This is a genomic window from Rhizobacter sp. Root1238, assembly GCF_001425825.1.
Lineage (GTDB): Bacteria > Pseudomonadota > Gammaproteobacteria > Burkholderiales > Burkholderiaceae_C > Rhizobacter.
Map to the genome: position 1 here is coordinate 146,557 of NZ_LMDM01000048.1, position 23,509 is coordinate 170,065.

Consider the following 23,509-nt stretch of genomic DNA (forward strand, 5'->3'; position numbering starts at 1 on the left):
ACGCCCTTCATACGCACACCGCGAACCCCCATGTCGACACCGATCAATGAATACCTGACGCCGCAAGAGGCGTCGTACATCGCGCACAACTCGTACTTCACGCTGAAGGACTGGATCAGCGGCCAGCCGACCATCGGCATGGAGACACGCGCCAACGTGCGCAAGATGGTCACCGGCGACGGGCTCGGCGCCGCGGCGCAGGCTGGCGGCGCCAACACCTCGCTGAAGACCACCGAGCTCGGCGGCGCGAAGCTCGACCGGGTGTTCGCCGGATCGACGGCCGGCGTCACCACCGGCTTCGGCTACGTGCTGAGCTTCAACCGGGCCGGCAGCAAGCAGGTCGTCATCGCGACACGCGGCACGCGGGCCGAGCATTCGAAGGCCGACCTGCTGACCGACCTGCGCGCGTCGATGACCGGCTTCGGCGATTTCGGGCTCGTGCACCAGGGCTTTCGCAACACCTTCGACAGCGTGAAGACCTGCCTCGCGCGCGACGACACGCGGATCATGGATGCCGACGTGGTGCACTGCGTCGGCCACAGCCTGGGCGGTGCGGTCGCGACGCTGGTGGCGGCGCATTTCTCGTCGCGCGGCAAGGCGGTGAAGCTCTACACCTTCGGCTGCCCGCGCGTCGGTGCGCTCGGGGCGCAGGGGGCGATGGAGCAGTCGCTCGGCAAGCACAACATCTTCCGCGTCTCGCACGACCTCGACCCGGTGACGATGGTCGGCCCCTACCCCTACGGCCACCTGAACGGCCAGCCGGAGGATGCGAACAACATGATGCTGGTGTCGCCGACCGGCAAGCTGCTGAGCGTGGCCAACCACGACATGACCGAGTACGTGCGCAGCGTCGGCGGCCTTGAAATGAACTGGCAGGCGGTGCGTGCGCTCGGCGGCGCGGTCGAGCGCGACAACGCGGTGCTGGCGCGCTGGCTGCTGCGCAGCTCCGACAACCCCGGCTGGCTCACGCAGACCGCCGCGCAAGGCCTGAGCTACCTGATGAAGGCCTTCTCGCACCTGCTGCGCCAGCTCGGCTTCGTGACGATCTCGGGCCTCACCGGCATCGACCTGTTCTGCGTGGTGCTGGCGTCGAACATGACGAAGATCGCCGAGATGAATTCGCAGCTGATGGACTGCATCCTGCAGGCCGCCCGCTGGGCGCGCGTCGTGGTGTCGAACGCGGCGCAGCTGACCGCCACCGTGATCCGCGCGATCCTGAACGCGATGTTCAGCGTGCTGCGGCCGATCGCGGTGAACGCGCTGCAGACCGTCGGACGCTCGGGCGCGCCGCTGCCGCTGCTGCTCGGCGGCGCGAGCGCGCTGGCCGGCGCTCTGATCGGTTGACCCCGATGGACCGCGACGCCTTCGAGCACCTGTACCTGCACGCCCACACGCTGGCCGAGTTCGGCTTCATGCGGGCGATGGCGGGCCTCGCGACCACCGACATCGCTGCGCTCGCACCGGAGCAGCGTGCGGCCAACGAGGCCGATGCGCAGCAGATGCTGAACCTCGACGCGGCCAGCTTCGACTGGTCGGCGCTGGAGGGGGTGGACGCGTTCGGCGCCGACGCCGATGCGCTCGATGCGGCACCGGCGGCGAGCTACGACGGCCCGACCTTCACCGAAGCGCTGGCGATCGACGACGAGGTCGGCGGCGACGCGCTGCCCGAGCTCGCGACGTACCTGGCGCGCGCGCAGGCGGCGCGAACGCTGCTCGCCGGGCGCATTGCGCATTCATGGGCCGCGGTGGACCAGCAGGCGCTCGACGACGCGCTGGCCGCGCTGCCGCCCGGCCCCGTGCCGCTGACCCGTCCGCTGAGCGCCGACGAGCTCGCGCCCTGGCTCGCGCTCTACGAGCAACGCCACCCGGCGCTGGATGCGCTGGTGCAACAGATCCGGCGGCTCGAGCCGTTCTGAACCCTAGGCCTGCGCCGGCATCAGCCGAACACCGGGCAGCGTGCGCAGCGAGGTCTCGCGCATCACGCGCACGAAGTCGGCCACATAGGGCCGAACGCCCAGCCGCTGCGGCACCGCGGCATACAGCCGGCCGGTGAGCCCCTGCGGCCCGATGCGCTGGCTCGCGACATAGCCGCGCTCCAGGTAGCCGGCCACCGCCCACAGAGGCAGCGCCGCCAGCCCGCGCCCGCTGGCCACCAGCTGCAGCATCGCGACCGTCAGCTCGGTGGTGCGCCGCGCCGGCGCGATGCCGGCCGGCTGCAGCACGCGCCGCACCAGGTCGAGCATCTCGTCGGGCACCGGGTAGGTGATCAGCGTGCGGTCGGCGAAATCCGCGGCCTCCAGCCACGGCTTGGCCAGCAGCGCATCTCCCTTGGGCAGCAGCGCGACCATCTCGAACTCGAACAGCGGGTGCACCACCACGCCGGCTTCGTCGTCATCGACGTCGGACACGATGGCGAGGTCGGCGCGGTCCTGGTGCAGCAGGCCCACCGGATCGGCCTGGAAGCCGGAGACGATGTCGAGTTCGACCTCGGGCCAGCGCTCGCGCAACGCATCCATCGCCGGCATCAGCCAGTCGAAGCAGGTGTGGCACTCGACCGCGATGCGCAACGCGCCCGCCGCCCCGCTGACCAGCCGGCTCACGTCGCGCTCGGCCTCGTCGATCAGCGGCAGCACCGCATCGGCCAGCCGCAGTAGCCGCTGGCCGGCGACGAAGAAACTCACCGGGTTCGATTTGCGCTCGAACAGCGGCGTGGCGTAGTGCTCCTCCAGCGCGCGCAGCTGGTACGACAGCGCCGACTGCGTCAGGTTGAGCAGCTGCGCGGCGCGCGACAGGTTGCCGGTCTCGCGCAGCGCCTGCAGGGTCTTCAGGTGGCGCAGTTCCAGCGGCGTGGTCGGCATGGCGGTCTGCATGAATGCAGCTCAGGATGATTTGGAAAAAGTTTCGTTTGAATCATAGAAGCGGTGTGCCGATCATTGCAAGCTGAATTCATCAACATGCATCGACTCCATGATTCGTACTCATACCCTCGGCTTTCCGCGCATGGGCGCGCACCGCGAGCTGAAGCTGGCGCTCGAGCGCCACTGGCGCGATGACCTGCCGCTCGCCGCGCTGGAACAGGCGGGCCGCGACCTGCGGGCACGCCACTGGGCGCTGCAGCGCCAGGCGGGGCTCGACATGGTGACCGTCGGCGACTTCGCGTACTACGACCATGTCGCCAACCACATCCAGCTGTTCGGCTGCGAGCCGGCACGCTTCGGCTTCAGCGGCGACGAGCCCGAGCTGGCGCGCTACTTCACGATGGCGCGCGGCGTCGCCGACGAACACCGGCACGTGCACGCGGACGACTGCCAGCACGCGCACGACGACGGCACGTTCGCGCTGGAGATGACCAAGTGGTTCGACGCCAACTATCACTACCTGGTGCCGGAGTTCACCGCGCAGACGAGCTTCAGGCTGGCGTCTCGCCGCTTGCTCGACGAGGTGGCCGAAGCACAGGCGCTCGGCCACACGGTGAAGCCGGTGCTGCTCGGGCCGCTGAGCTTCCTGTGGCTCGGCAAGGAGAAGACCGCCGGCTTCAACCGCCTCGACCTGCTCGACGCGCTGCTGCCGGTGTATGTCGAACTGCTGTCCCAACTGGCGGCGCGCGGCATCGCGTGGGTGCAGGTCGACGAACCGATCCTCGGCCTCGACCTGCCGGGCGACTGGACGCTGGCCTTCGAGCGGGCCTACCACGCGCTGCAGGCGGCGAAGGTGTCGATCCTGCTGGCCACCTACTTCGCACCGCTCGAAGACCACCTGAGCCTCGCCTGCAAGCTGCCGGTGGCCGGGCTGCACATCGACGCGGTGCGCGCCGGCCATGAACTGCAGGCGGTGCTCGACTGGCTGCCGCCGCAGCGCGTGCTGTCGATCGGCATCGTCGACGGCCGCAACATCTGGCGCACCGACCTCGACCGTGCGCTGGCCCGCCTGCAGCGCGCGCTGGACAAGCGCGGCGACCGGCTGTGGATCGCGCCGTCATGCTCGCTGCTGCACGTGCCGCTGACGCTGCGCGACGACGCCGCGCTCGATGCCGAGCTGCGCAGCTGGCTGGCCGGTGCGACCGAGAAGCTCGACGAGCTGAACCTGCTGAAACGCATGCTGACCGAAGGCGAAGCCGCGGTGCGCGGCGAGATCTTCGCGGCGCGCGCCGCGGTGGCCGCCCGCGCTGCCAGCCCGCGCGTGAAGAACGCCGCGGTGGCGAGCCGCGTCGCCGCACTGCCCGCCGATGCCGACCGGCGCGGCCAGCCCTTCCCGGCCCGCCAGGCGCTGCAGCGCGAGCGCTTCAGGCTGCCGGCCTTCCCGACCACCACGATCGGCTCGTTTCCGCAGACCGCCGAGATCCGCGGCGCGCGCGCGGCCTTCCGCAAGGGCGCGCTGAGCGAGCAGGCCTACCGCGACACGATGCAGCGCGAGATCCTGCTGGCCGTGCGCAAGCAGGAAGCACTGGGGCTGGACGTGCTGGTGCACGGCGAGGCCGAGCGCAACGACATGGTCGAGTACTTCGGCGAGCAGCTGGAGGGCTTCGCGTTCACCGCCAACGGCTGGGTGCAGTCGTACGGCTCGCGCTGCGTGAAGCCGCCGGTGCTTTTCGGCGACGTGTCGCGCCGGAACGCGATGACGGTCGACTGGACGGTGCATGCGCAGTCGCTGACGAAGCTGCCGATGAAGGGCATGCTGACCGGCCCGATCACGATCCTGCAGTGGTCGTTCGTGCGCGACGACCAGCCGCGTGCCGACACCGCGCTGCAGATCGCGCTCGCGATCCGCGACGAGGTGCTCGACCTGGAGCAAGCCGGCATCGGCATCATCCAGATCGACGAGCCGGCGATCCGCGAAGGCCTGCCGCTGCGCCGCGCGCAGTGGCGCGACTACCTGCAGTGGGCGGCGCGCGCCTTCCGCGTGTCGGCCAGCGGCGTGGCCGACAGCACGCAGATCCACACCCACATGTGCTATTCGGAGTTCAACGACATCCTGCCGGAGATCGCCGCGATGGATGCCGACGTGATCACCATCGAGACCAGCCGCTCCGACATGGAGCTGCTGCGCGGCTTCGGCGAGTTCAGCTACCCGAACGAGATCGGCCCGGGCGTGTATGACATCCACTCGCCGCGCGTGCCGTCGCAGGCGGAGATGGCGCGGCTGCTGGCCAAGGCCGCCACCGTGATCCCGCCGGAGAACCTGTGGGTCAACCCCGACTGCGGGCTGAAGACGCGCGGCTGGCCGGAGACCGAAGCAGCGCTGCGACACATGGTGCAGGCCGCTCGCGAGTTGAGAGTCGCCGGCGCCCGCTGACCCGCGTCAATACATGTCGCCCCCGCCGCCTCCGCTGCCGGGGGCGAGGTTCTCGAACTTCGTCAGCGGCTTCAGGAACGCGAGGCGCACCGTGCCGGTCGGGCCGTTACGCTGCTTGCCGATGATGATCTCGGCGACACCGGGGTCCTTGCTCTCGTCCTTGGTGTAGTAGTCGTCGCGGTAGATGAACATGATGACGTCCGCGTCCTGCTCGATGGCGCCCGATTCGCGAAGGTCGCTCATCATCGGCCGCTTGTCGGTGCGGGTTTCGACGCTTCGGTTCAGCTGCGACAGCGCGATCACCGGGCACTTCAGTTCCTTGGCCAGCGACTTCAATCCGCGCGAGATCTCGCCGATCACGGTGGCGCGGTTTTCTTCGCTGGCCCCGCCGCTGCCGCTCATCAGCTGCAGGTAGTCGACGACGATCAGGCCGAGCTGGCCGCATTGGCGCGCCTGGCGGCGGGCCCGGGCGCGCAGTTCGCTCGGCGACAGTGCCGAGCCTTCGTCGATGAAGACGGCGGCCTTGCCGAGCTTCTCGACCGCCTCCGACAGGCGGCCCCATTCGTCGTCGCGCAGCTTGCCGGTGCGCAGGTTGCTCTGGTCGATGCGGCCCAGCGAGCCGACCATCCGCAAGGCGAGCTGCGCGGCGCCCATTTCCATCGAGAACACGACGACCGGCAGGCCTTCGTGCACTGCGACGTTTTCGGCGATGTTGAGTGCAAACGCGGTGTTGTGCGTGACGACGTCGTCGTCGGTGACGTACAGCCGCTGCGGGTGCGACACCGAGATGCACTGGCACGGCGCGCGGCGCGACGGCTCGATCGCGCTGATCGTCAGCCGCTTCTGGCGCTGCCAGCGCTCCGGCGCACGCGCCTGCTTCTGCGACAGCAGGAACAGCGAGCGCGGTTCGGGGTGCGAGATGTGGCAGACATGGGCCGGCAGGCCCGCAACGCGCATCCCGGCGACGTTGGTGAAGTGCGGGGCCTTCTCGCTGATCGAGCACCAGCCACCGAGCGAGCGCACCAGCGCGGCGACATCGTCCGCCAGGCGGCGGCTCGAGGTGCTGAAGCGGACACTGCCCCAGCGCTCGACCCAGCCATCGGTGTCGAGCAGGCCACGCAACAGGTCGAGCCGGCGCTCGCGGCTGGCGGTGAGGTAGGACTCGGGGATGAACTTCTGGTCGCTCGACAGGCCCGACAGGCCGAGCGCTTCGAGCGCCACGCGCAACGGGTTCGGCTGCGAGCCCATCAGGCCCGGCACGCGGCCACGGTCGGTGCGGACGATGCGGTAGTCGTAGCGCCCCGCGTGCGTGAGCTCCATGCCGTCACCGGCGCGGGCTGAGACGCGCTCGACCATCTCGGCATCGCCGGTCGAGAAGCGGACCGTGCCGGTGCCGGTCAGGTTGCCGTCGCCAATCAGCGCACCCAGCAGCCACGGGTCCACCGGCAGCGCATCGAGGTGACCGAAATCGCCGGTCGCGCAGTCGATCCAGAGCCGGCCCTGGTAGCGTGCCTTCTGCAGCATCGCCTGCAGGTCAGCGGTGCTCAGCACGCGCGGCTCTTTCCAGCCGCGGAAATGCACGCGCCACAGGTGTTCGTCACAGCATTCGGCAGAGCGCCCGTCCGAGAAACGAACGCGCCAGACCTCTTTCTCGCCCTGCGGGTAGACGCCGGTGACGATCGACGGCCGGCCGTCGACCGATGCGACCGCGTCGCCGACTTCGAGCTCGCCCATGCGCTTCCAGCCGGACAGCGTGCGCACCCGCGCGTCGAGCGGCTGTGCCTTGCCCATCGACGGTCTGGCCGCCAGCACGATCAGGTCGCCCGGCTGCAGCCCGGCGGTCATGCGGTCCATGTCGAAGAAGCCGGTGCGAACGCCGGTCACTTCCTCGGCGCCGTTCTCGTGCAGCTCGTTGACGCGGTCGATCAGCTGCACCACCAGCTGGTCCATGCTGATGAAGCCCTGGCGCGAGCGCGAGCCTTCTTCGCCGATCTTGAAGATCTTGCTTTCGGATTCGTCGAGGATCTGCGAGACCGGCCGGCCCTGCGGGTTGAACGCCGCCGTCGCGATCTCGTCGCTGACGGCCACCAGTTTGCGCAGCACCGCGCGCTCGCGGACGATCTCGGCATAGCGGCGCAGGTTGGCCGCGCTCGGCACGCTCTGCGCGAGCGCGTTCAGGTAGGTCAGCCCGCCGCAGTCGGCGGCCTTGCCCAGCCCTTGCAGCTGCTCGAACACGGTGATCACGTCGGCCGGCTTCGAGCCGTTGATCAGCCCGCCGATCGCGGCATAGATCAGCTTGTGCTCGTAGCGGTAGAAGTCGGTGTCCTGCAGCAGGTCGCCGCAGCGGTCCCAGGCGCTGTTGTCGAGCAGCAGGCCCCCAATGACGCTCTGCTCCGCCTCGATCGAATGCGGTGGCACGCGCAGGCGCGCCACCTCGTCATCACCGCTGCTGCCGTGGGCATCCGACCCGAACTGCGGTGGAAGATTGAATACGGTGGACATCAGTCGATCCTAAGCGCTGGTGCGCGACAGCCTGTGGGTAAGCCTGTGGACTTCCGGTGAGGAAGCTGCGGAAAAGATGTAAGGGTGCCGACGTGAGGTGCCGGAAAATGAAAAAGGCCGGCGATGCCGGCCTTTCAATCGGGGAGCGAAGCGACTTCAGTCGGTTTCGCCAACCACCACAACCTTGACATCGACGACGACATCGGTGTGCGGCGCCACCGAGACGACGTGCTCGCCGACGGTCTTCAGCGGACCGTTGGGCAGGCGAACCTGCGCCTTGGCGACCTTGAAGTCGATGCGCGTCAGCGCTTCGGCGATGTCGTTGTTGGTCACCGAGCCGAACAACCGGCCGTCCACACCCGCCTTTTGCGTGATGTGAACGGTGCGGCCGCTCATCTTCTCGCCCAGCGCTTGCGCGGTGGCGAGCTTCTCGGCGGCGGCCTTTTCGAGCTCGGCGCGCTTGGCTTCGAATTCCTTGATCGCCACCGGCGTCGCACGGCGTGCGGACTTGGTCGGGATCAGGAAGTTGCGTGCATAACCGTCCTTGACCTTGACGACGTCGCCCAGGTTTCCGAGGTTGCCCACTTTTTCGAGCAGGATCACTTGCATGCTGTTGCTCCTCAGACCTTGTGCTGGTCGCTGTACGGCAGCATCGCCAGGAAGCGCGCGCGCTTGATGGCGGTGGTCAGCTGACGCTGGAAGAACGCGCGCGTGCCGGTCAGGCGTGCGGGCGTGATCTTGCCGTTCTCACCGATGAAATCGCGCAAGGTGTCGATGTCCTTGTAGTCGATTTCCTTGACGCCGGTCACCGTGAAGCGGCAGAAGCGCTTGCGGCGGAACAGCAGGGATTGTTGGTTGCGCTTGGGCTTGCGGTCCTTCGAGAACCGACCTTTACCACGTGGCGGGGGCATGTTTCACCTCACTCTTGAATATCCGGACAAACAGGTTGAGCACGAAGCTCATTCGAATTCGGTCACATGGAACAGCGTGCCGCGACCGCTGCGCATGGCTGAAAGAAAGCCGGCGAAGGTGCCTGTGCTTCCGATCGGCAATGCCTGCAGGCGCCGTGTGATGTCACCGATGGCCACGGCCCGGATCTCCAGGGAGACTCGGCGGACCTGACCGGATTCGCTGACCTGCGATTCGTGCTTGAGGCTCAAATCGAAGGCCGGCAGCCCGGCCGGTGTGTACCTCATGGCGCCCCGCTCCACCACTTGCGCTGCCAGAACCAGTCGGTTCATGCAACGCCCGGGTGACAGCCGCGGGACTTCACTGTTCTCAGGCTGCAGCTTCCTGCGGTGCCTTGCGGGACTCTTCCTTCTCGACGGCCTTCATCATCACCGACGGACCGGTGTCGGCTTGCGGCCGGACGACGGTCAGGTGACGCAGCACGGCGTCATTGAAGCGGAAGCCCGTTTCCAGCTCGCCGAGGACTTCCTTGCTGCATTCGATGTTGATGCAGAGGTAATGGGCCTTGGCCAGCTTCTGGATCAGGTAAGCCATCTGGCGACGGCCCCAATCTTCCACACGGTGGACCTTGCCGCCGCCGGCGGTGATCACACCCTTGTAGCGTTCCAGCATGGCCGGAACCTGTTCGCTCTGATCCGGATGGATGAGCAAGATGATTTCGTAGTGACGCATTGAAGCTCCTTTTGGGTTTGCATCCGCGGCCTGATCGGCTTTGGACACGGAAGCCACCCCAAGCGTCGTCTGGGTGTGGCAAGGCGAACCCGGGATTCTACTCAGAAAAATGGTGAGTGGACATTTTTCTGCCAGGGCTCTTCAGGGAGAACGCAAGCGATCGAGGAACTCCCGCGTCTGCGGCCCCGGCGCCGGGGTCAACAAGCTGACGATCACCGTCGCGGCAAAGCCCGCCGGCACGCCGAACACGCCGGCCGAGATCGACTGGATGCCGAACCACAGCTGCCCGGGCGCCTGCACGCCGAGCAACCCGCGCATCCAGGGCTCGTTGCGCGCCATGTAGTACAGCGTCACCGACAGCCCGACCAGCATGCCGGCCACCGCGCCCTGGCGGTTCGCGCGCTGCCAGAACACGCCCAGCACCAGCGCCGGGAAGAAGGCCGAGGCCGCGAACGAGAACGCCGCCGACACCAGGAACACGATGTCGGCCGGCTTCTGCGTCGCAAGCGCTGCCGCTGCCAGCGCGACCACCAGCAGCATCACCTTCGACAGCATCACCCGCAGCCCGCCAGGGGCTTTCGGATCGAGCGTGCGGTAGTAGACGTCGTGCGACAGCGCGCTGGAGATCGTCAGCAGCAGCCCGTCGGCCGTCGACAGCGCGGCCGCCAACCCGCCGGCCGCCACCATGCCGGAAACGACATACGGCAGCCCGGCAATCTCCGGCGTGGCCAGCACGACGATGTCGGCGCCGATGCGGATCTCGCCCAGCTGCAGCACGCCGTCGCGGTTGAGGTCGGCGACCGACAGCAGTGTGGGATCCACCTTCGCCCAGTTCGAGATCCAGGCCGGCAGCTGCTCGAACGGCGTGCCCACCAGCGACGTGAACAGCTCGTACTTCACCAGCACCGCGAGCGCCGGCGCCGACAGGTACAGCAGCAGGATGAAGAACAGCGACCAGGTGACCGACTGCCGCGCCTGCCGCACCGACGGCGTCGTGTAGCAGCGCACCAGGATGTGCGGCAGCGCGGCGGTGCCGATCATCAGGCAGAATACCAGCGCGATGAAGTTGCGGCGCGAGTCGTCGAAGGCCGCCCGCTCGACCGGCGTGCCGTCGGGGTCGCCCGCGAACGGCGTGCCGTGCGGCGGCATGCCGCCGAGCGGATGCGCCCGCGCCTCGTTGGCCGCCTGCGATTGGGTCCATGCGATGCGCGCCGCGGCTTCGTCGGCCGGCAGCGCCAGCAGCCGCTTCTCGGCGGCCTGCAGCTCGGCCAGCGAAGCACCGGCCTGGCGCAGCTCGGCCAGCTGGCGCCGCGCATCGGCACGCTCCGCGGCGAGCGAGCCGGCCACGTCGCGCAGGCGCGCCGCATCGGCTTCGGCGCGCGCCTTGTACAGCGCGATCACCTGCAGCTCGCGCGGGTCTTGCGCGAGCGCCTTCTCGCGCTCGGTCAGCTTCTGCAGCTGTGCGCCGTAGATCGCCTGCGGCACCGGCACGCCGGTCTGCTTGACCGACAGCCAGACCACCGGCACCAGGTAGGCCACCAGCAGCACGATGTACTGCGCGACCTGCGTCCACGTGATCGCGCGCATGCCGCCGAGGAACGAGCACACCAGCACGCCGCCCAGCCCGAGGAAGATGCCGACCTCGAAGGCCACGCCGGTCAGCCGCGTGGTGATCAGCCCGACGCCGTAGATCTGCGCCACCACGTAGGTGAACGAGCACAGGATGGCGGCCGCCGCGCCGATCAGCCGCGGCGCATGGCCGCCGTAGCGCGCGCCGAGGAAATCGGAGATCGTGAACTCGCCGAACTTGCGCAGGTACGGCGCCAGCAGCAAGGCCACCAGGCAGAAGCCGCCGGTCCATCCCATGATGAAGGCCAGCCCGCCGTAGCCCTGCAGGTACATCGTGCCGGCCAGGCTGATGAAGGAGGCGGCCGACATCCAGTCCGCCGCGGTCGCCATGCCGTTGTAGACCGCCGGCACGCGCCGGCCGGCCACGTAGTACTCGAGCGCATCGGTGGTGCGGCTGACGATGCCGATGCCGGCATACAGCGCGACGGTGGCCAGCAGGAAGATCACGCCGATCCAGCGCTTGGGCAGGCCGGCCTGCTCGGCCGCGGCCAGCGCCGCGATGAACGCGAGCAGGCCCACGGTGTAGAGCCCGTAGACCTTGTTGAGCCGGCGAAGGAAACGGCGCTGCTCGCCGGGGTCACTCATGGCCGGGATGGTCGCCGTCCGGCTGCGCCGCGTCCATCCGGTCCATCACCCACGCGTAGACGCCGATGATCGCGAGGAACACCAGCAAGGCGCCCTGCGCGCCGACCCAGAAGCTGAACGGCCAGCCGAAGAAGACGAAGCCCAGGTCGCGCGCGAACCACGCGACGCCGAAGCCGACCGCGAACCACACCAGCAGCAAGCCGGCGACGATGCGCCGGTTGCGACGCCAGTAGGCGGTGGTCGGCTCGGCCGGCGTCACATGCAGCTCAACGTTTGGAGAGGCGTTGCCAGGTGTCGACCACGGTGTCGGGGTTCAGCGAGATCGACACGATGCCTTCCTGCGCCAGCCAGTCGGCGAAGTCGGGGTGGTCGCTCGGCCCCTGGCCGCAGATGCCGATGTACTTGCCGACCGCGCGGCAGGCCACGATCGCGCGCGAGATCAGCGCCTTCACGGCCGGGTCGCGTTCGTCGAAATCGCGCGCCAGCAGCTCCATGCCCGAGTCGCGGTCCAGGCCCAGCGTCAGCTGCGTCAGGTCGTTCGAGCCGATCGACATGCCGTCGAAGTGCTCGAGGAACTGGTCGGCGAGCACCGCGTTGCTCGGCACCTCGCACATCATGATGATGCGCAGACCGTCCGTCCCGCCGGCCGAGGCCCGCTTCAGCCCGTGCTCGGCCAGCATCTCGACGACCCGCTTCGCCTGCCCGACGGTGCGCACGAAGGGCACCATGATCTCGACGTTGTCGAGCCCCATGTCGTTGCGCACGCGCTTGAGCGCCTCGCACTCCATCGCGAAGGCCTCGCCGAAGCTCTCGCTGACGTAGCGCGACGCGCCGCGGAAGCCGAGCATCGGGTTCTCTTCTTCCGGCTCGTAGCGCGAGCCGCCGATCAGCTTGCGGTATTCGTTGCTCTTGAAATCGCTCAGCCGCACGATCACCGGCTTGGGCCAGAACGCCGCCGCGATGGTGGCCACGCCCTCGACCAGCTTGTCGACGTAGAACGCGCGCGGCGACGCATGGCCGCGCGCCACCGACTCGACCGCCTTCTTCAGGTCGAGGTCGATGTTCGGGTAGTCGAGGATCGCCTTCGGGTGCACGCCGATGTTGTTGTTGATGATGAACTCGAGCCGCGCGAGGCCGACGCCGCTGTTGGGCATCTGCGCGAAATCGAAGGCCAGCTGCGGGTTGCCGACGTTCATCATGATCTTGACCGGGCAGTACGGCAGCTCGCCGCGCTGCACCTCGCTGACCTCGGTGTCGAGCAGGCCTTCGTAGATGTAGCCGGTGTCGCCTTCGGAACAGGCCACCGTGACGAGCGCGCCGTCCTTCAGCGTCTCGGTCGCGTCGCCGCAGCCGACCACCGCCGGGATGCCCAGCTCGCGCGCGATGATCGCGGCGTGGCAGGTGCGCCCGCCGCGGTTGGTGACGATCGCGCTCGCGCGCTTCATCACCGGCTCCCAGTTCGGGTCGGTCATGTCGGTGACGAGCACGTCGCCGGCCTGCACGGTGTCCATGTCGGCCAGGCTGTGCACGATGCGCACCGGGCCGGTGCCGATCTTCTGGCCGATCGCGCGGCCTTCGGCGAGCACGGTGCCGCTGCCTTTCAGCCGGTAGCGCTGCTCCGCCTTGCCCTTGGCCTGGCTCTTCACCGTCTCCGGGCGGGCCTGCAGGATGTAGAGCTTGCCGTCGGCGCCGTCCTTGCCCCATTCGATGTCCATCGGCCGGCCGTAGTGCTGCTCGATGATCAGTGCGTAGCGCGCCAGCTCGGCCACGTCGGCGTCGATCAGCGAATAGCGGTTGCGCAGCTCGGTGGCGGTATCGGTCGTCTTCACCAGCTTGCCGGATGCGGCCTTCTCGGCCGGCGTCGAGAACTCCATCTTGATCAGCTTGGAGCCGAGGTTGCGGCGGATGATGGCCTGCTTGCCGCGCTGAAGTGCCGGCTTGTGCACGTAGAACTCGTCGGGGTTCACAGCGCCCTGCACCACCGTCTCGCCGAGGCCATAGCTGGAGGTGATGAAGACCACGTCGGGGAAACCGCTTTCGGTGTCGATCGTGAACATCACGCCGGCGGCCCCGAGGTCGGAGCGCACCATGCGCTGCACGCCGGCCGACAGCGCGACGTCGGCATGCGCGAAGCCCTTGTGCACGCGGTAGCTGATCGCGCGGTCGTTGTAGAGGCTCGCGAACACCTCTTTCATCTTGTGCAGCACCTCCTCGATGCCGATCACGTTGAGGAAGGTCTCCTGCTGGCCAGCGAAGCTGGCGTCGGGCAGGTCTTCGGCGGTGGCCGACGAGCGCACGGCGAACGACGCGCCCGGGTGGTCGGCCGTCAGCCGTGCGAATTCGGCGCGGATGGCGGCTTCCAGCTCGGGCGGGAACGGCGTGGCCTCGATCCAGGCGCGGATCTGCGCGCCGGCCTCGGCCAGCGCCTTCACGTCATCGGTGTTGAGGGTGGAAAGTCGATCCTGGATGCGCGCGGCCAGGCCGTTGTGCGCGAGAAACTGTCGGAACGCATGCGCCGTGGTGGCAAAACCGCCGGGCACCCGCACGCCGGTGGCCGCCAGCTGGCTGATCATTTCGCCGAGGGAGGCGTTCTTGCCGCCGACCGCCTCGACGTCGGTCATTCTCAGATGTTCAAACGGTGCGACCAGGGCGGTCGCCAGGTTCGGAAGTGACATGGGAAAGCTCCGTGATGTTGAGAAACCGGTGCTTCCCGCCCTGACCGCGAACCCGAGCAATGCTCCGAGGGCTCCAGCAGGCGACGCGCGGTCCAGCGCTTGAGGTGTTCGAGTGGTGGCATGGACCTTGGGGGGCGTTTGGGGGCGATTTGGAAGGTTGGGGGCGATTTTAAGGGCCTTCCTGCCTATCATCGATGCCTCAACGCCCCCCTGTTCACATGGCCAATCGCACTGTCTACTTCGTCTCCGACGGCACCGGGATCACGGCCGAGACCTTCGGCAACTCGATCCTGGCCCAGTTCGCGATCAAGCCGCGGCACGTGCGGCGGCCGTTCATCGACTCCGAGGACAAGGTGCACCAGGTGGTGCGCGAGATCAACCATTCGTTCGACATCGAGGGCCGGCGGCCGATCGTGTTCGTGACGCTGGTCAACCGCGAGATCCTGAACATCCTGAAGGCGAACAGCCGCGGCATGGTGCTGGACATGTTCAACACCTTCATCGAGCCGCTGGAGGCCGAGTTCGAGATGACCTCGAACCACCGGGTGGGCCGTTTCCCGGACATCTCGAAGAGCCAGGAGTACACCGACCGCATCGAGGCGATCAACTTCTCGCTGGCGCACGACGACGGCCAATCGTCGAAGAACCTGGCCGAGGCCGACGTGATCCTGGTCGGCGTGAGCCGCAGCGGCAAGACGCCGACCTCGCTGTACCTGGCGATGCAGCATGGCATCAAGGCCGCCAACTACCCGCTGATCCCGGAAGACTTCGACCGCATGGTGCTGCCGGTGGGCCTGGCGCCGCACCGGCGCAAGTGCTTCGGGCTGACGATCGCGCCGGAGCGGCTGGCCGAGATCCGCCATGAGCGCCGGCCGAACAGCCCGTATTCGAGCCTCGAGAATTGCCGGCACGAGGTGTCGGAGGCCGAGGCGATGATGCGGCGCGAAGGCATCGCGTGGCTGTCGTCGACGCACAAGTCGATCGAGGAGATCGCGACGACGATCCTGCGCGACATCCGGCCGGATCGATTGATGTATTGAGCGTTGCGTGCTTGCGCGCAGGTGGCGGCTGGGGGGCTGGGCCGGCAAAGGCGCGGGTGGGGAGGCTGTGGCGCGCCGTCGGGGGCGGTCCTCGGCCCCTGGGGGCCGAGGACTTCCCTCCGCTGGCTGGTTTCATGGCCCGTCGCCGAAACTCCCTCCACTCACTTCGTTCGTTGTGGTCAAACAGTCGGCGACAGTCAGTCCACGAAGCGTGCTGCGCACGCGGGCCNTTCATGGCCCGTCGCCGAAACTCCCTCCACTCACTTCGTTCGTTGTGGTCAAACAGTCGGCGACAGTCAGTCCACGAAGCGTGCTGCGCACGCGGGCCACGAAGCCAGCCAGCTCCGGCGCCCCCTCCTTATTGGCGCTCCACAGCCTCCCCACCCGCGCCTTTGCAAGCGCCAATAGAGTCAGGCCCTCTGCCGCGCAGATTCGTAGAGGCACACCGCCGCAGCCGCGGCGACGTTCAACGATTCCTCGCCGCCCGGCTGCGGAATGCGCAGCGATTGCGCGCAGCGCGCCATCAGCGCCGCCGACACGCCCTGCCCTTCGTGGCCCAGCACCCAGGCGCACGGCCAGGGCAGCTTCGCGCGATGGATCTCGTGCGGCGTGTGCGAGCTGGTGGCCAGCAACGGCACCGTCAACGCCTGCAGCGCATCGGCGTCGAGGCCTTCCACCAGGTGCAGCGCGAAATGCGCCCCCATGCCGGCGCGCAGCACCTTCGGCGACCACAGTGCCGCCGTGCCCTTGATCGCGATCACCTGCGTGAAGCCGAAGGCCGCCGCGCTGCGCAGCACGGCACCCACGTTGCCCGCGTCCTGCAGGCGATCCAGCACGACGCTGGGCGCGCCCGGTTGCAGCGTGCCGCCGCCCAGCCATGGCAGCACGAACACCAGCGGCGGCGGCGACTCCAGCGTGCTGAGCCCCGCCATCAGTGCGCCAGGGATCACCGCGACCTGCGGCGCCTGTTCGGCCAGTGCGCGCAACGCCGGCTGCTGCCAGCCCGCCTCGGTGATCACGGCATGCGACGGCTGGCCGCCACGCTGCAGCAGCGCCGAACCGAGGTGATCGCCTTCGAGCAGCACCTCGCCATGCTTGCGGTAGCCGCCCGGATCGGCCGCCAGCTTGCGCAGCCGCACCAGCAGCGGGTTGTCGCGCGAACTGATCGCCTTGACCGCGGCGCCCGTCACTCGGCACACACCGCAGCGACGGTCGCCGGCACGCCAAGCAGTTCCAGCGGGTTCAGCGGCACGAGCGGCGGCACCAGCACCTCGCGCACCGGCGCGAACGAGCGACGGTGGTGCACGCAGGCGCCATGCTGCTTCAGCGCGGCCAGGTGCATCGGCGTGCCATAACCCTTGTGCTCGTCGAAGCCGTACTGCGGATGCTGCTCGTGCAGCACGAGGCACAAACGGTCGCGGTGCACCTTCGCGAGGATCGACGCCGCCGAGATCGACTGCACCAGCGCATCGCCCTGCACGATCGCCTCGGCCGCGATCTTCAGCACCGGCAAGCGGTTGCCGTCGACCAGCACCTTGGCCGGCTTCAGCCGCAGCCCCTCGACCGCACGGCGCATCGCGAGCATCGTCGCCTGCAGGATGTTCAGCGTGTCGATCTCTTCCACCGTGGCCTCGGCCACCGCACAGCACAAGGCCTTCGCGCGGATCTCGTCGTACAGGCGCGCACGCACCGCGGCCGTCAGCTTCTTCGAATCGTCCAGGCCCTTGATCGGGCGCAGGTCGTCGAGGATCACCGCCGCGGCGACCACCGGGCCGGCCAGCGGGCCGCGGCCAGCTTCGTCGACACCCGCCACCAGGCCGATCGCCTCGAAGCGCAGGCCGAGTTGCTCAGGGGTGGAGGACTTTCTCGATCGCATCGGTGGCAGCCTGGGCAGTGTTGCAGCGCAGTCGGTGGTGCAGTTCGGTGAAACGCCGGGCGATGGCAGCGGATTCGGCCGGCTTGTCCAGCCACGCGAACCCCGCAGCCGCGAGTTTCTGCGGCGTCGCGTCGTTCTGCAAGAGCTCGGGCACCGCAAATTCGCCGAGCAGGATGTTGGGCAGCCCGACCCACGGCTGGTACCCCATGCGTTTCATCATCTGCCAGCTCAGCCAGTTCATCGCGTAGGTGATGACCATCGGCCGCTTGAAGAGCGCTGCCTCGAGCGTCGCGGTGCCGCTGGCGATCAGCGTCACGTCGCAGGCCGCCAGCGCCTCGTGCGACCGGCCGTCGAGCAGCTCGACGCCGACGCCGGCCGCGTGCTCGGCCACCATCGGCGCGACCAGCGACTGCAGCCCCGGCACCACCGGCAGCAGGAAGCGCAGCCCGGGGCGCTGCCGCTTCATCAGCGCGGCCGCGGCCAGCAGCCGCGGCGCGATGTACTGGATCTCGGAGCGCCGGCTGCCGGGCAGCAATGCGACGACGGTCTCGTCGGGGCCGATGTTCAGCGCGCGGCGGGCGGCGTCGCGCGGCACCTCGATCGGGATCGCATCGGCCAGCGGATGGCCGACGTAGGTGGCGGCGATGCCATGCCGCTCGTACAGCGCCGGCTCGAACGGGAAGATGCACAGCACGTGGTCGACCGCAGCGCCGATCTTCTCGATGCGCCCGCCGCGCCAGGCCCAGATCGACGGGCTGACGAAATGGATGCTCTTGATGCCGCGCTGTTTCAGCCGCGTCTCGAGGCCGAGGTTGAAATCGGGCGCGTCGACACCGATGAACGCGTCCGGCGGCTCGCGCAGCAGGCGCTCGGCGAGCTGCTCGCGAATGCCGGAGATCTCGCGGTAGTGGCGCAGCACTTCGACGTACCCGCGCACCGCGAGCTTGTCGTGCGGCCACCAGGCCTCGAAGCCCTGGGCGGCCATCTTCGGCCCGCCAATGCCCGCTGCCTGCAAGTGCGGCCAGCGCGCCTTCAGGCCACCGAGCAACAGGCCGGCGAGCAGGTCGCCGGAAGCTTCGCCGGCCACCAGGGCCAGCCTTGGCGAACCGGGATTCGTCATCGGCTGTTTATCTCGCGATGCCGCGGGTCACGGCGGCAAGGAAGTCGTTCATCATCGCCACGTCGCCGGCGGCCTCGGGCACCGAATCGGCCAGCGCCGCGATCTCGTCGCGCGCTTCCTGCAGCGTGCGGCCGCTGCGGTACAGGCTGCGGTGCATCTGCTTGACCGCCGCGATGCGCTCCGCGCTGAAGCCGCGGCGGCGCAGGCCTTCGATGTTGAAGCCGCGCACCGCGAGCGGGTTGCCGTCGACCATCATGTACGGCGGCACGTCCTGCGAGATCGCGCTGGAGAAACCGACGAAGGCATAGGCGCCGATCTTCACGAACTGGTGCACGCCCGACAGCCCGCCGATCGTCACCCAGTCGCCGACCTGCACATGGCCCGCCAGCGTCGCGTTGTTGGCCAGCACCGTGTGGTTGCCCAGCTGCACGTCGTGCGCCAGGTGCACGTAGGCCATGATCCAGTTGTCGTTGCCGACGCGCGTGATGCCGACGTCCTGCGCGGTGCCGGTGTTGAAGGTACAGAACTCGCGCACCACGTTGCGGTCGCCGATGTGCAGCTGCGTCGGTTCGCCGGCGTACTTCTTGTCCTGCGGCACCGCGCCGAGCGACACGAACTGGAAGATCCGGTTGTCGCGCCCGATCGTCGTGTGGCCTTCGATCACCGCGTGCGGGCCGATCGTCGTGCCTTCGTCGATGCGCACATGCGCGCCGATCACCGCGTACGGGCCGACGCTGACCGTGGCACCCAGCTGGGCGCCCGGCGCGATCACGGCGGTGGGGTGGATGGTGGCCATCGCGTTGCTCCCCGGCTTCAGCTGACCTTGCGCATCGTGCACATCAGCTCGGCCTCGACGGCGAGCTCGCCGCCGACCGAGGCGCGCGCCTTGTACTTGTAGATGCCGGCCTTCACACGGTCGACCGCGACGTCGAGGATCAGCTGGTCGCCCGGCTCCACCGGCCGCTTGAAGCGCGCGCCGTCGATGCCGACGAAGTAGTAGACGGTGTCGCTGTCCGGCGATTCGCCGATGGTCTCGAACGACAGCAGCGCCGCCGCCTGGGCCAGCGCCTCGAGCATCAGCACGCCCGGCATCACCGGGCGGTGCGGGAAGTGGCCGGTGAAGAACGGTTCGTTGATCGTGACGTTCTTCAGCGCCTTGATGCGCACGCCCTTTTCCATCTCCAGCACGCGGTCGACCAGCAGGATCGGGTAGCGGTGCGGCAGCTTCTTGAGGATCTGGTGGATATCCATCGTGTCCATGGTCATGCAATCTTCTTTTCAAGGGCACGCAGACGTTCACGCAGGCCGTGCAGGTTGCGCAGTGTCGCGGCGTTCTTTTCCCAGGACGCATTGTCGTCGATGGGGAACACGCCGCTGTAGGTGCCGGGCTGCAGGATCGAGCGCGTGACGACGCTCGCGGCCGAGATGTTGACGCGGTCGCCCAGCTTCAGGTGGCCGAGGATCATGCCGGCACCGCCGATGGTGCAGTTGGCGCCGATCGTCGTGCTGCCGGCAATGCCGACGCATCCGGCGATCGCGGTGTTGCGACCGATGCGCACGTTGTGGCCGATCTGGATCTGGTTGTCGAGCTTGGCCCCGTCTTCGATGACCGTGTCGGCCAACGCGCCGCGGTCGATGCAGGTGTTGGCGCCGATCTCGACGTCGTCGCCGATGCGCACCCCGCCGAGCTGCTCGATCTTCTCGTAGCGGCCCTGCGTCGGCGCGAAGCCGAAGCCGTCGGCGCCGATCACCGCGCCGCTGTGCACGATGCCGCGCGCGCCGATGTGGCAGTCGCCCATCAGCGTGACGCGCGGTGCGAGGCGGGTGCCGGCCCCAAGGCTGGCCCCGCGGCCGATCACGCAATGCGCCCCGATCACCACGCCCGGTCCGATGCGGGCACCGGCCTCGACCAGCACGAACGGCCCGATGCTGGCGCTGGGGTCGACCGCCGCGCCCGGGTCGACGACCGCGCTCGGGTGGATGCCGGCCGGCACCGGCGGGCGCGTGCGCGCCGCCCACCACTGCGTGAGCTTCGCGAAGGCGAGGTAGGGGTCGTCGCAGACCAGCGTGGCACCGCGGGCGACTGCCGCGTCGCGCATCGCCGGCGAGACGATCACGCAACCGGCGGCGGAGGCCGCCAGCTGCGAGGCGTAGCGGGGATTCGAGAGGAAGGAGATCGTGCCGGGCGTGGCGCCCTCGAGCGGGCCGATGCGGTCGATGCGCAGCGACGCGTTGCCGATCAGTTCGCCGCCGAGCTGCGCGGCGATGTCACCGAGTGGAACCTCATCCACGGATCACTTGCCGCCTTGCTGGGCGTTCAGCGCCTTGATCACCTTGTCGGTGATGTCGATGCGCGGGCTGGCGAAGACGACATCCTGCAGGATGATGTCGTATTTCTCGGTCTCGAAGATCTGCTTGATGACCTTGTTGGCGCGCTCGACCACCGCGGCCAGCTCCTCGTTCTTGCGCTGGTTCAGGTCTTCCTGGAATTCGCGGCGCTTGCGCTGGAATTCGCGGTCCTGGTCGAGCAGGTCGCGCTGGCGACGGCTCTTCTCGGATTCGGCCAGCGTCGGCTGGTCTTTCTCGAACTTGTCGCCGGCCGCCTTCAGGCGGTTGCCGATCTCGTTCAGGTCTTTCTCGCGTTTCGAGAACTCGGCTTCCAGCTTGGTCTGCGCCGCCTTGGCCGGCAACGCGTCGCGCAGCACCTTGTCGGTGCTGACATAGCCGATCTTCAATTCCTGTGCTTGCACGCCCAGCGCAGCGGACGCCAGGGATGCGGCAGCCAGCAGGAGGCGCAGAGACTTCAAGGTGGAGCTATTCATTAGAACGCGGTCCCGATCTGGAATTGCAAACGTTGAATTCTATCTGTTGACTTGTAGCGGATGGGCTCGCCGTAGCTGAGCTTCAGCGGACCCACCGGCGACACCCAGCTCAGCCCGATGCCGGCCGAGGCCCGCATGCTGTCCCAGGTCGGCGTCTCGTTCTCGCCCCACACGTTGCCGGCGTCGACATAGCCGAAGATGCGCAGCGTGCGGTCGTTGCCCGAGCCCGGCACCGGCAGGTACAGCTCGCTGTTGATGTTCACGCGCTTGGAGCCGCCGCTGTACGAGCCGACCACGTCGACCGGGCCGAGCGAGCCCTGGTCGAACGCCCGCACCGTGCCCAGGCCGCCGCCATAGAAGTTCTTGAAGATCGGGTAGCGCTGGCCGTTCAGGCCCTTGCCCCAGCCCAGCTCGGAGTTGAACGCGAAGGTGTACTTCTTGGTCAGCGGGATGTACAGCTGGTACTGCGTGTTGGTGCGGACGTAGCGGGTGTCACCGGCCGCGCCCCACTCGACGTTGATGCGCTTGAAGCTGCCTTCGTTGGGCACCAGCGCACTGTCGCGCTGGTCGCGCGACCAGCCGATGGTCAGCGGCACCGAGGTGCTCGCGTCGCCATAGCGCAGCCGGTACAGGAAGTAGTTGTTCGGCAATGCGCTCGCGCCACGGATCTCGGTGCGCTCGATGCCGATGCCGAAGAACACCGTGTCGTACTCGCTGAACGGCACGCCGAAACGCACCGACGCGCCCGGCGTCACCAGCTGGTATTCCTCGCCCTGGCTGTTCAGCGGCTTGACGGTGCGGTAGTACACGTCGAGCGCGCGCGAGATGCCGTCGATCGTGAAGTACGGGTCGACCGCACTGACGTCGAGCGTGCGGCTCGAGCGGCTGGTGTTCAGCTCGATGCCGAGGTAGTTGCCCGAGCCGAACACGTTGTCCTGGCGGATCGACGCGTTCAGCGCCAGCTTGTCGGCACTCGAGAAGCCCGCGCCGACGATCAGGTTGCCGGTCGGCTTTTCCTTCACGGTCAGCAGCAGGTCGACCTGGTCCTGCGAACCCGGCACTTCGTTGGTCTCGACATTGACCTCGCTGAAGTAGCCCAGGCGGTCGACCCGGTCGCGCGACAGCTTGATGCGGCGGCCGTCGTACCACGACGATTCGAACTGGCGGAACTCGCGGCGCACCACCTCGTCGCGGGTGCGGCTGTTGCCGGCGACGTTGACGCGGCGCACGTACACGCGGCGCTGCGGATCGCCGACCAGCGTCAGCACGACCTGGCCGGTGGCGCGGTCGATGTCGGTGCGCGGCTCGACCCGCGCGAACGCGTAGCCAAAGCTGCCGAAGCGATCGGTGAAGGCCTTCGTCGTCTCGGCGACCGCTTCGGCGCGGTACGGCTCGCCCGGCTTCACCTTGACGAGCGTCTTGAAGTCTTCTTCCTTGCCGAGGTACTCGCCCTCGAGCTTGACCGCCGTCACGGTGTAGGGCTGGCCTTCCTTGATGTTGACGGTGATCGTGATGTCCTGCTTGTCGGCCGAGATCGCGACCTGCGTCGACTCGACCTGGAACTCCAGGTAGCCGCGGTTCAGGTAGTACGAGCGCAGCGTCTCGAGGTCGGCCGTCAGCTTGGCGCGCGAGTAGCGGTCGGCCTTGGTGTACCAGCTCAGCCAGCCGCCGTCGTTCAGGTCGAACAGCCCGAGCAAGGTGCTTTCGGAAAAGGCCTGGCTGCCCAGGATGCGGATCTCGCTGATGCGCGCGGCCGAGCCTTCGGTGACCGTGAAGGTCACGTTGACGCGGTTGCGCTCCTGCGGGGTCACGGTCGTCACGACCTCGGCACCATACAGGCTGCGCGTCAGGTACTGGCGCTTGAGTTCCTGCTCGGCGCGGTCGGCCAGTGCCTTGTCGAACGGCAGGCCCTCGCCGATGCCGAAGTCCTTCAGCGACTTGGTCAGCGTGTCCTTGTCGAACTCCTTCAGGCCGACGAAGTCGATGTTCGCGATGACCGAGCGTTCTTCGACGATCACGACGACGACGCTGCCGTCGATCTCGATGCGCACGTCCTTGAACAGGCCGGTGGCGAACAGCGCGCGCAGTGCGGCCGCGCCCTTCTCGTCGTTGTAGGTGTCGCCGATGCGGAACGGCAGCGATGCGAACACCGTGCCGGCGTCCGACCGTTGCAGGCCCTCGACGCGGATGTCCTTCAGCTCGAAGGGGGTCACCGCCCAGGCCGATCCTGCATGCAATGCCGCCGCCAGCGCGATGCTGAGGACAGTGGGACGCAGGAAACGGGGGTGGACGGGAGGGAACTGCAGAACGAGGGGATTGCGCATGCG

The 23,509-nt window shown here is 68.2% G+C and carries 21 protein-coding genes; 4 read left to right on the forward strand and 17 right to left on the reverse strand.

What is annotated here, in order from left to right; all coding sequences use genetic code 11:
- The first annotated feature begins 30 nt into the window (after positions 1 to 30).
- Together ASC98_RS26055 and ASC98_RS26060 are read left to right on the forward strand one after the other, a co-directional pair.
- A complete protein-coding gene (locus ASC98_RS26055) occupies positions 31 to 1,344 on the forward strand; it encodes a lipase family protein (protein ID WP_056808809.1) in 1,314 nt (437 codons plus the stop codon).
- A gap of 5 nt (positions 1,345 to 1,349) precedes the next feature.
- The gene (locus tag ASC98_RS26060; protein WP_056808808.1) at positions 1,350 to 1,916 is read left to right on the forward strand and encodes a hypothetical protein; all 567 of its coding nucleotides are present in this window, start codon (positions 1,350 to 1,352) and stop codon (positions 1,914 to 1,916) included.
- Between the two features lie 3 nt (positions 1,917 to 1,919).
- Here ASC98_RS26060 and ASC98_RS26065 read toward each other — a convergent pair whose 3' ends face one another.
- Positions 1,920 to 2,858, reverse strand: coding sequence for a LysR family transcriptional regulator (locus ASC98_RS26065; RefSeq protein ID WP_056809240.1), 939 nt, complete (start codon positions 2,856 to 2,858; stop codon positions 1,920 to 1,922).
- Between the two features lie 109 nt (positions 2,859 to 2,967).
- On the opposite strand from ASC98_RS26065, the gene metE reads away from it, so the two are divergent.
- Positions 2,968 to 5,292: a 5-methyltetrahydropteroyltriglutamate--homocysteine S-methyltransferase gene (gene metE, locus ASC98_RS26070; RefSeq protein ID WP_056808807.1), complete on the forward strand. Its 2,325-nt coding sequence runs from the start codon at positions 2,968 to 2,970 to the stop codon at positions 5,290 to 5,292.
- 6 nt (positions 5,293 to 5,298) lie between these two features.
- Here the strand turns inward: metE and dnaB are convergent, their stop codons facing one another.
- From dnaB to ppsA, 8 genes are all read right to left on the reverse strand, one after another.
- Positions 5,299 to 7,794, reverse strand: a complete 2,496-nt coding sequence (gene dnaB / locus ASC98_RS26075; RefSeq protein ID WP_056808806.1) for a replicative DNA helicase — start codon at positions 7,792 to 7,794, stop codon at positions 5,299 to 5,301.
- A gap of 156 nt (positions 7,795 to 7,950) precedes the next feature.
- Complete coding sequence (gene rplI, locus ASC98_RS26080) at positions 7,951 to 8,403, reverse strand: 50S ribosomal protein L9 (RefSeq protein WP_056808805.1); 453 nt, start codon at positions 8,401 to 8,403, stop codon at positions 7,951 to 7,953.
- A gap of 11 nt (positions 8,404 to 8,414) precedes the next feature.
- A complete protein-coding gene (gene rpsR, locus ASC98_RS26085) occupies positions 8,415 to 8,705 on the reverse strand; it encodes a 30S ribosomal protein S18 (RefSeq protein ID WP_047502601.1) in 291 nt (96 codons plus the stop codon).
- A gap of 48 nt (positions 8,706 to 8,753) precedes the next feature.
- Complete coding sequence (gene priB, locus ASC98_RS26090) at positions 8,754 to 9,035, reverse strand: primosomal replication protein N (protein WP_056808804.1); 282 nt, start codon at positions 9,033 to 9,035, stop codon at positions 8,754 to 8,756.
- Between the two features lie 37 nt (positions 9,036 to 9,072).
- Positions 9,073 to 9,435: a 30S ribosomal protein S6 gene (gene rpsF / locus ASC98_RS26095; protein WP_047502595.1), complete on the reverse strand. Its 363-nt coding sequence runs from the start codon at positions 9,433 to 9,435 to the stop codon at positions 9,073 to 9,075.
- Positions 9,436 to 9,576: 141 nt separating this feature from the next.
- Positions 9,577 to 11,649, reverse strand: coding sequence for a cation acetate symporter (locus ASC98_RS26100; protein ID WP_056808803.1), 2,073 nt, complete (start codon positions 11,647 to 11,649; stop codon positions 9,577 to 9,579).
- Positions 11,642 to 11,908, reverse strand: a complete 267-nt coding sequence (locus tag ASC98_RS26105; protein WP_056808802.1) for a DUF4212 domain-containing protein — start codon at positions 11,906 to 11,908, stop codon at positions 11,642 to 11,644. The genes ASC98_RS26100 and ASC98_RS26105 overlap by 8 nt, the downstream gene beginning before the upstream one ends.
- A gap of 7 nt (positions 11,909 to 11,915) precedes the next feature.
- On the reverse strand, positions 11,916 to 14,324 hold the full coding sequence (gene ppsA / locus ASC98_RS26110; protein ID WP_056808801.1) for a phosphoenolpyruvate synthase: 2,409 nt from the start codon (positions 14,322 to 14,324) through the stop codon (positions 11,916 to 11,918).
- 218 nt (positions 14,325 to 14,542) lie between these two features.
- On the opposite strand from ppsA, the gene ASC98_RS26115 reads away from it, so the two are divergent.
- The gene (locus tag ASC98_RS26115; protein ID WP_056808800.1) at positions 14,543 to 15,364 is read left to right on the forward strand and encodes a pyruvate, water dikinase regulatory protein; all 822 of its coding nucleotides are present in this window, start codon (positions 14,543 to 14,545) and stop codon (positions 15,362 to 15,364) included.
- A gap of 410 nt (positions 15,365 to 15,774) precedes the next feature.
- Here the strand turns inward: ASC98_RS26115 and ASC98_RS30865 are convergent, their stop codons facing one another.
- The 8 genes from ASC98_RS30865 to bamA are packed head-to-tail and all read right to left on the reverse strand — an operon-like array spanning position 15,775 to position 23,506.
- On the reverse strand, positions 15,775 to 16,554 hold the full coding sequence (locus tag ASC98_RS30865; RefSeq protein WP_369820483.1) for a TrmH family RNA methyltransferase: 780 nt from the start codon (positions 16,552 to 16,554) through the stop codon (positions 15,775 to 15,777).
- The gene (gene rnhB / locus ASC98_RS30870) at positions 16,551 to 17,240 is read right to left on the reverse strand and encodes a ribonuclease HII (RefSeq protein WP_157598270.1); all 690 of its coding nucleotides are present in this window, start codon (positions 17,238 to 17,240) and stop codon (positions 16,551 to 16,553) included. The genes ASC98_RS30865 and rnhB overlap by 4 nt, the downstream gene beginning before the upstream one ends.
- Positions 17,212 to 18,360 carry a lipid-A-disaccharide synthase gene (lpxB, locus tag ASC98_RS26130; protein ID WP_200953111.1) on the reverse strand — a complete coding sequence of 383 codons (1,149 nt, stop codon included), beginning with the start codon at positions 18,358 to 18,360 and terminating at the stop codon, positions 17,212 to 17,214. The genes rnhB and lpxB overlap by 29 nt, the downstream gene beginning before the upstream one ends.
- A 7-nt stretch (positions 18,361 to 18,367) precedes the next feature.
- Entirely contained in the window at positions 18,368 to 19,156 is a 789-nt protein-coding gene (gene lpxA, locus ASC98_RS26135; RefSeq protein WP_056809233.1) for an acyl-ACP--UDP-N-acetylglucosamine O-acyltransferase, read from the reverse strand.
- 17 nt (positions 19,157 to 19,173) lie between these two features.
- Positions 19,174 to 19,620 (reverse strand): 3-hydroxyacyl-ACP dehydratase FabZ, encoded by a 447-nt coding sequence (fabZ, locus tag ASC98_RS26140; RefSeq protein ID WP_369820484.1) that lies wholly within the window; start codon positions 19,618 to 19,620, stop codon positions 19,174 to 19,176.
- A 2-nt stretch (positions 19,621 to 19,622) separates the two neighbouring features.
- A complete protein-coding gene (lpxD, locus tag ASC98_RS26145) occupies positions 19,623 to 20,651 on the reverse strand; it encodes a UDP-3-O-(3-hydroxymyristoyl)glucosamine N-acyltransferase (RefSeq protein ID WP_056808799.1) in 1,029 nt (342 codons plus the stop codon).
- Positions 20,652 to 20,654: 3 nt separating this feature from the next.
- The gene (locus ASC98_RS26150; protein ID WP_056808798.1) at positions 20,655 to 21,167 is read right to left on the reverse strand and encodes an OmpH family outer membrane protein; all 513 of its coding nucleotides are present in this window, start codon (positions 21,165 to 21,167) and stop codon (positions 20,655 to 20,657) included.
- 14 nt (positions 21,168 to 21,181) lie between these two features.
- Positions 21,182 to 23,506 carry an outer membrane protein assembly factor BamA gene (bamA, locus tag ASC98_RS26155; RefSeq protein ID WP_082542292.1) on the reverse strand — a complete coding sequence of 775 codons (2,325 nt, stop codon included), beginning with the start codon at positions 23,504 to 23,506 and terminating at the stop codon, positions 21,182 to 21,184.
- Between the last annotated feature and the right edge of the window lie 3 nt (positions 23,507 to 23,509).

Coding starts and splice junctions, on each gene's coding strand:
- metE (WP_056808807.1), top strand. CDS start 2,968: ATGATTCGTACTCATACCCTCGGCTTTCCGCGCATGGGCGCGCACCGC.
- rpsR (WP_047502601.1), bottom strand. CDS start 8,705: ATGCCCCCGCCACGTGGTAAAGGTCGGTTCTCGAAGGACCGCAAGCCC.
- lpxA (WP_056809233.1), bottom strand. CDS start 19,156: ATGGCCACCATCCACCCCACCGCCGTGATCGCGCCGGGCGCCCAGCTG.
- ASC98_RS26055 (WP_056808809.1), top strand. CDS start 31: ATGTCGACACCGATCAATGAATACCTGACGCCGCAAGAGGCGTCGTAC.
- ppsA (WP_056808801.1), bottom strand. CDS start 14,324: ATGTCACTTCCGAACCTGGCGACCGCCCTGGTCGCACCGTTTGAACAT.
- rnhB (WP_157598270.1), bottom strand. CDS start 17,240: ATGCGATCGAGAAAGTCCTCCACCCCTGAGCAACTCGGCCTGCGCTTC.
- rplI (WP_056808805.1), bottom strand. CDS start 8,403: ATGCAAGTGATCCTGCTCGAAAAAGTGGGCAACCTCGGAAACCTGGGC.
- ASC98_RS26100 (WP_056808803.1), bottom strand. CDS start 11,649: ATGAGTGACCCCGGCGAGCAGCGCCGTTTCCTTCGCCGGCTCAACAAG.
- dnaB (WP_056808806.1), bottom strand. CDS start 7,794: ATGTCCACCGTATTCAATCTTCCACCGCAGTTCGGGTCGGATGCCCAC.
- rpsF (WP_047502595.1), bottom strand. CDS start 9,435: ATGCGTCACTACGAAATCATCTTGCTCATCCATCCGGATCAGAGCGAA.
- ASC98_RS26115 (WP_056808800.1), top strand. CDS start 14,543: ATGGCCAATCGCACTGTCTACTTCGTCTCCGACGGCACCGGGATCACG.
- ASC98_RS26060 (WP_056808808.1), top strand. CDS start 1,350: ATGGACCGCGACGCCTTCGAGCACCTGTACCTGCACGCCCACACGCTG.
- fabZ (WP_369820484.1), bottom strand. CDS start 19,620: ATGGACACGATGGATATCCACCAGATCCTCAAGAAGCTGCCGCACCGC.
- ASC98_RS26065 (WP_056809240.1), bottom strand. CDS start 2,858: ATGCCGACCACGCCGCTGGAACTGCGCCACCTGAAGACCCTGCAGGCG.
- priB (WP_056808804.1), bottom strand. CDS start 9,035: ATGAACCGACTGGTTCTGGCAGCGCAAGTGGTGGAGCGGGGCGCCATG.
- lpxB (WP_200953111.1), bottom strand. CDS start 18,360: ATGACGAATCCCGGTTCGCCAAGGCTGGCCCTGGTGGCCGGCGAAGCT.
- bamA (WP_082542292.1), bottom strand. CDS start 23,506: ATGCGCAATCCCCTCGTTCTGCAGTTCCCTCCCGTCCACCCCCGTTTC.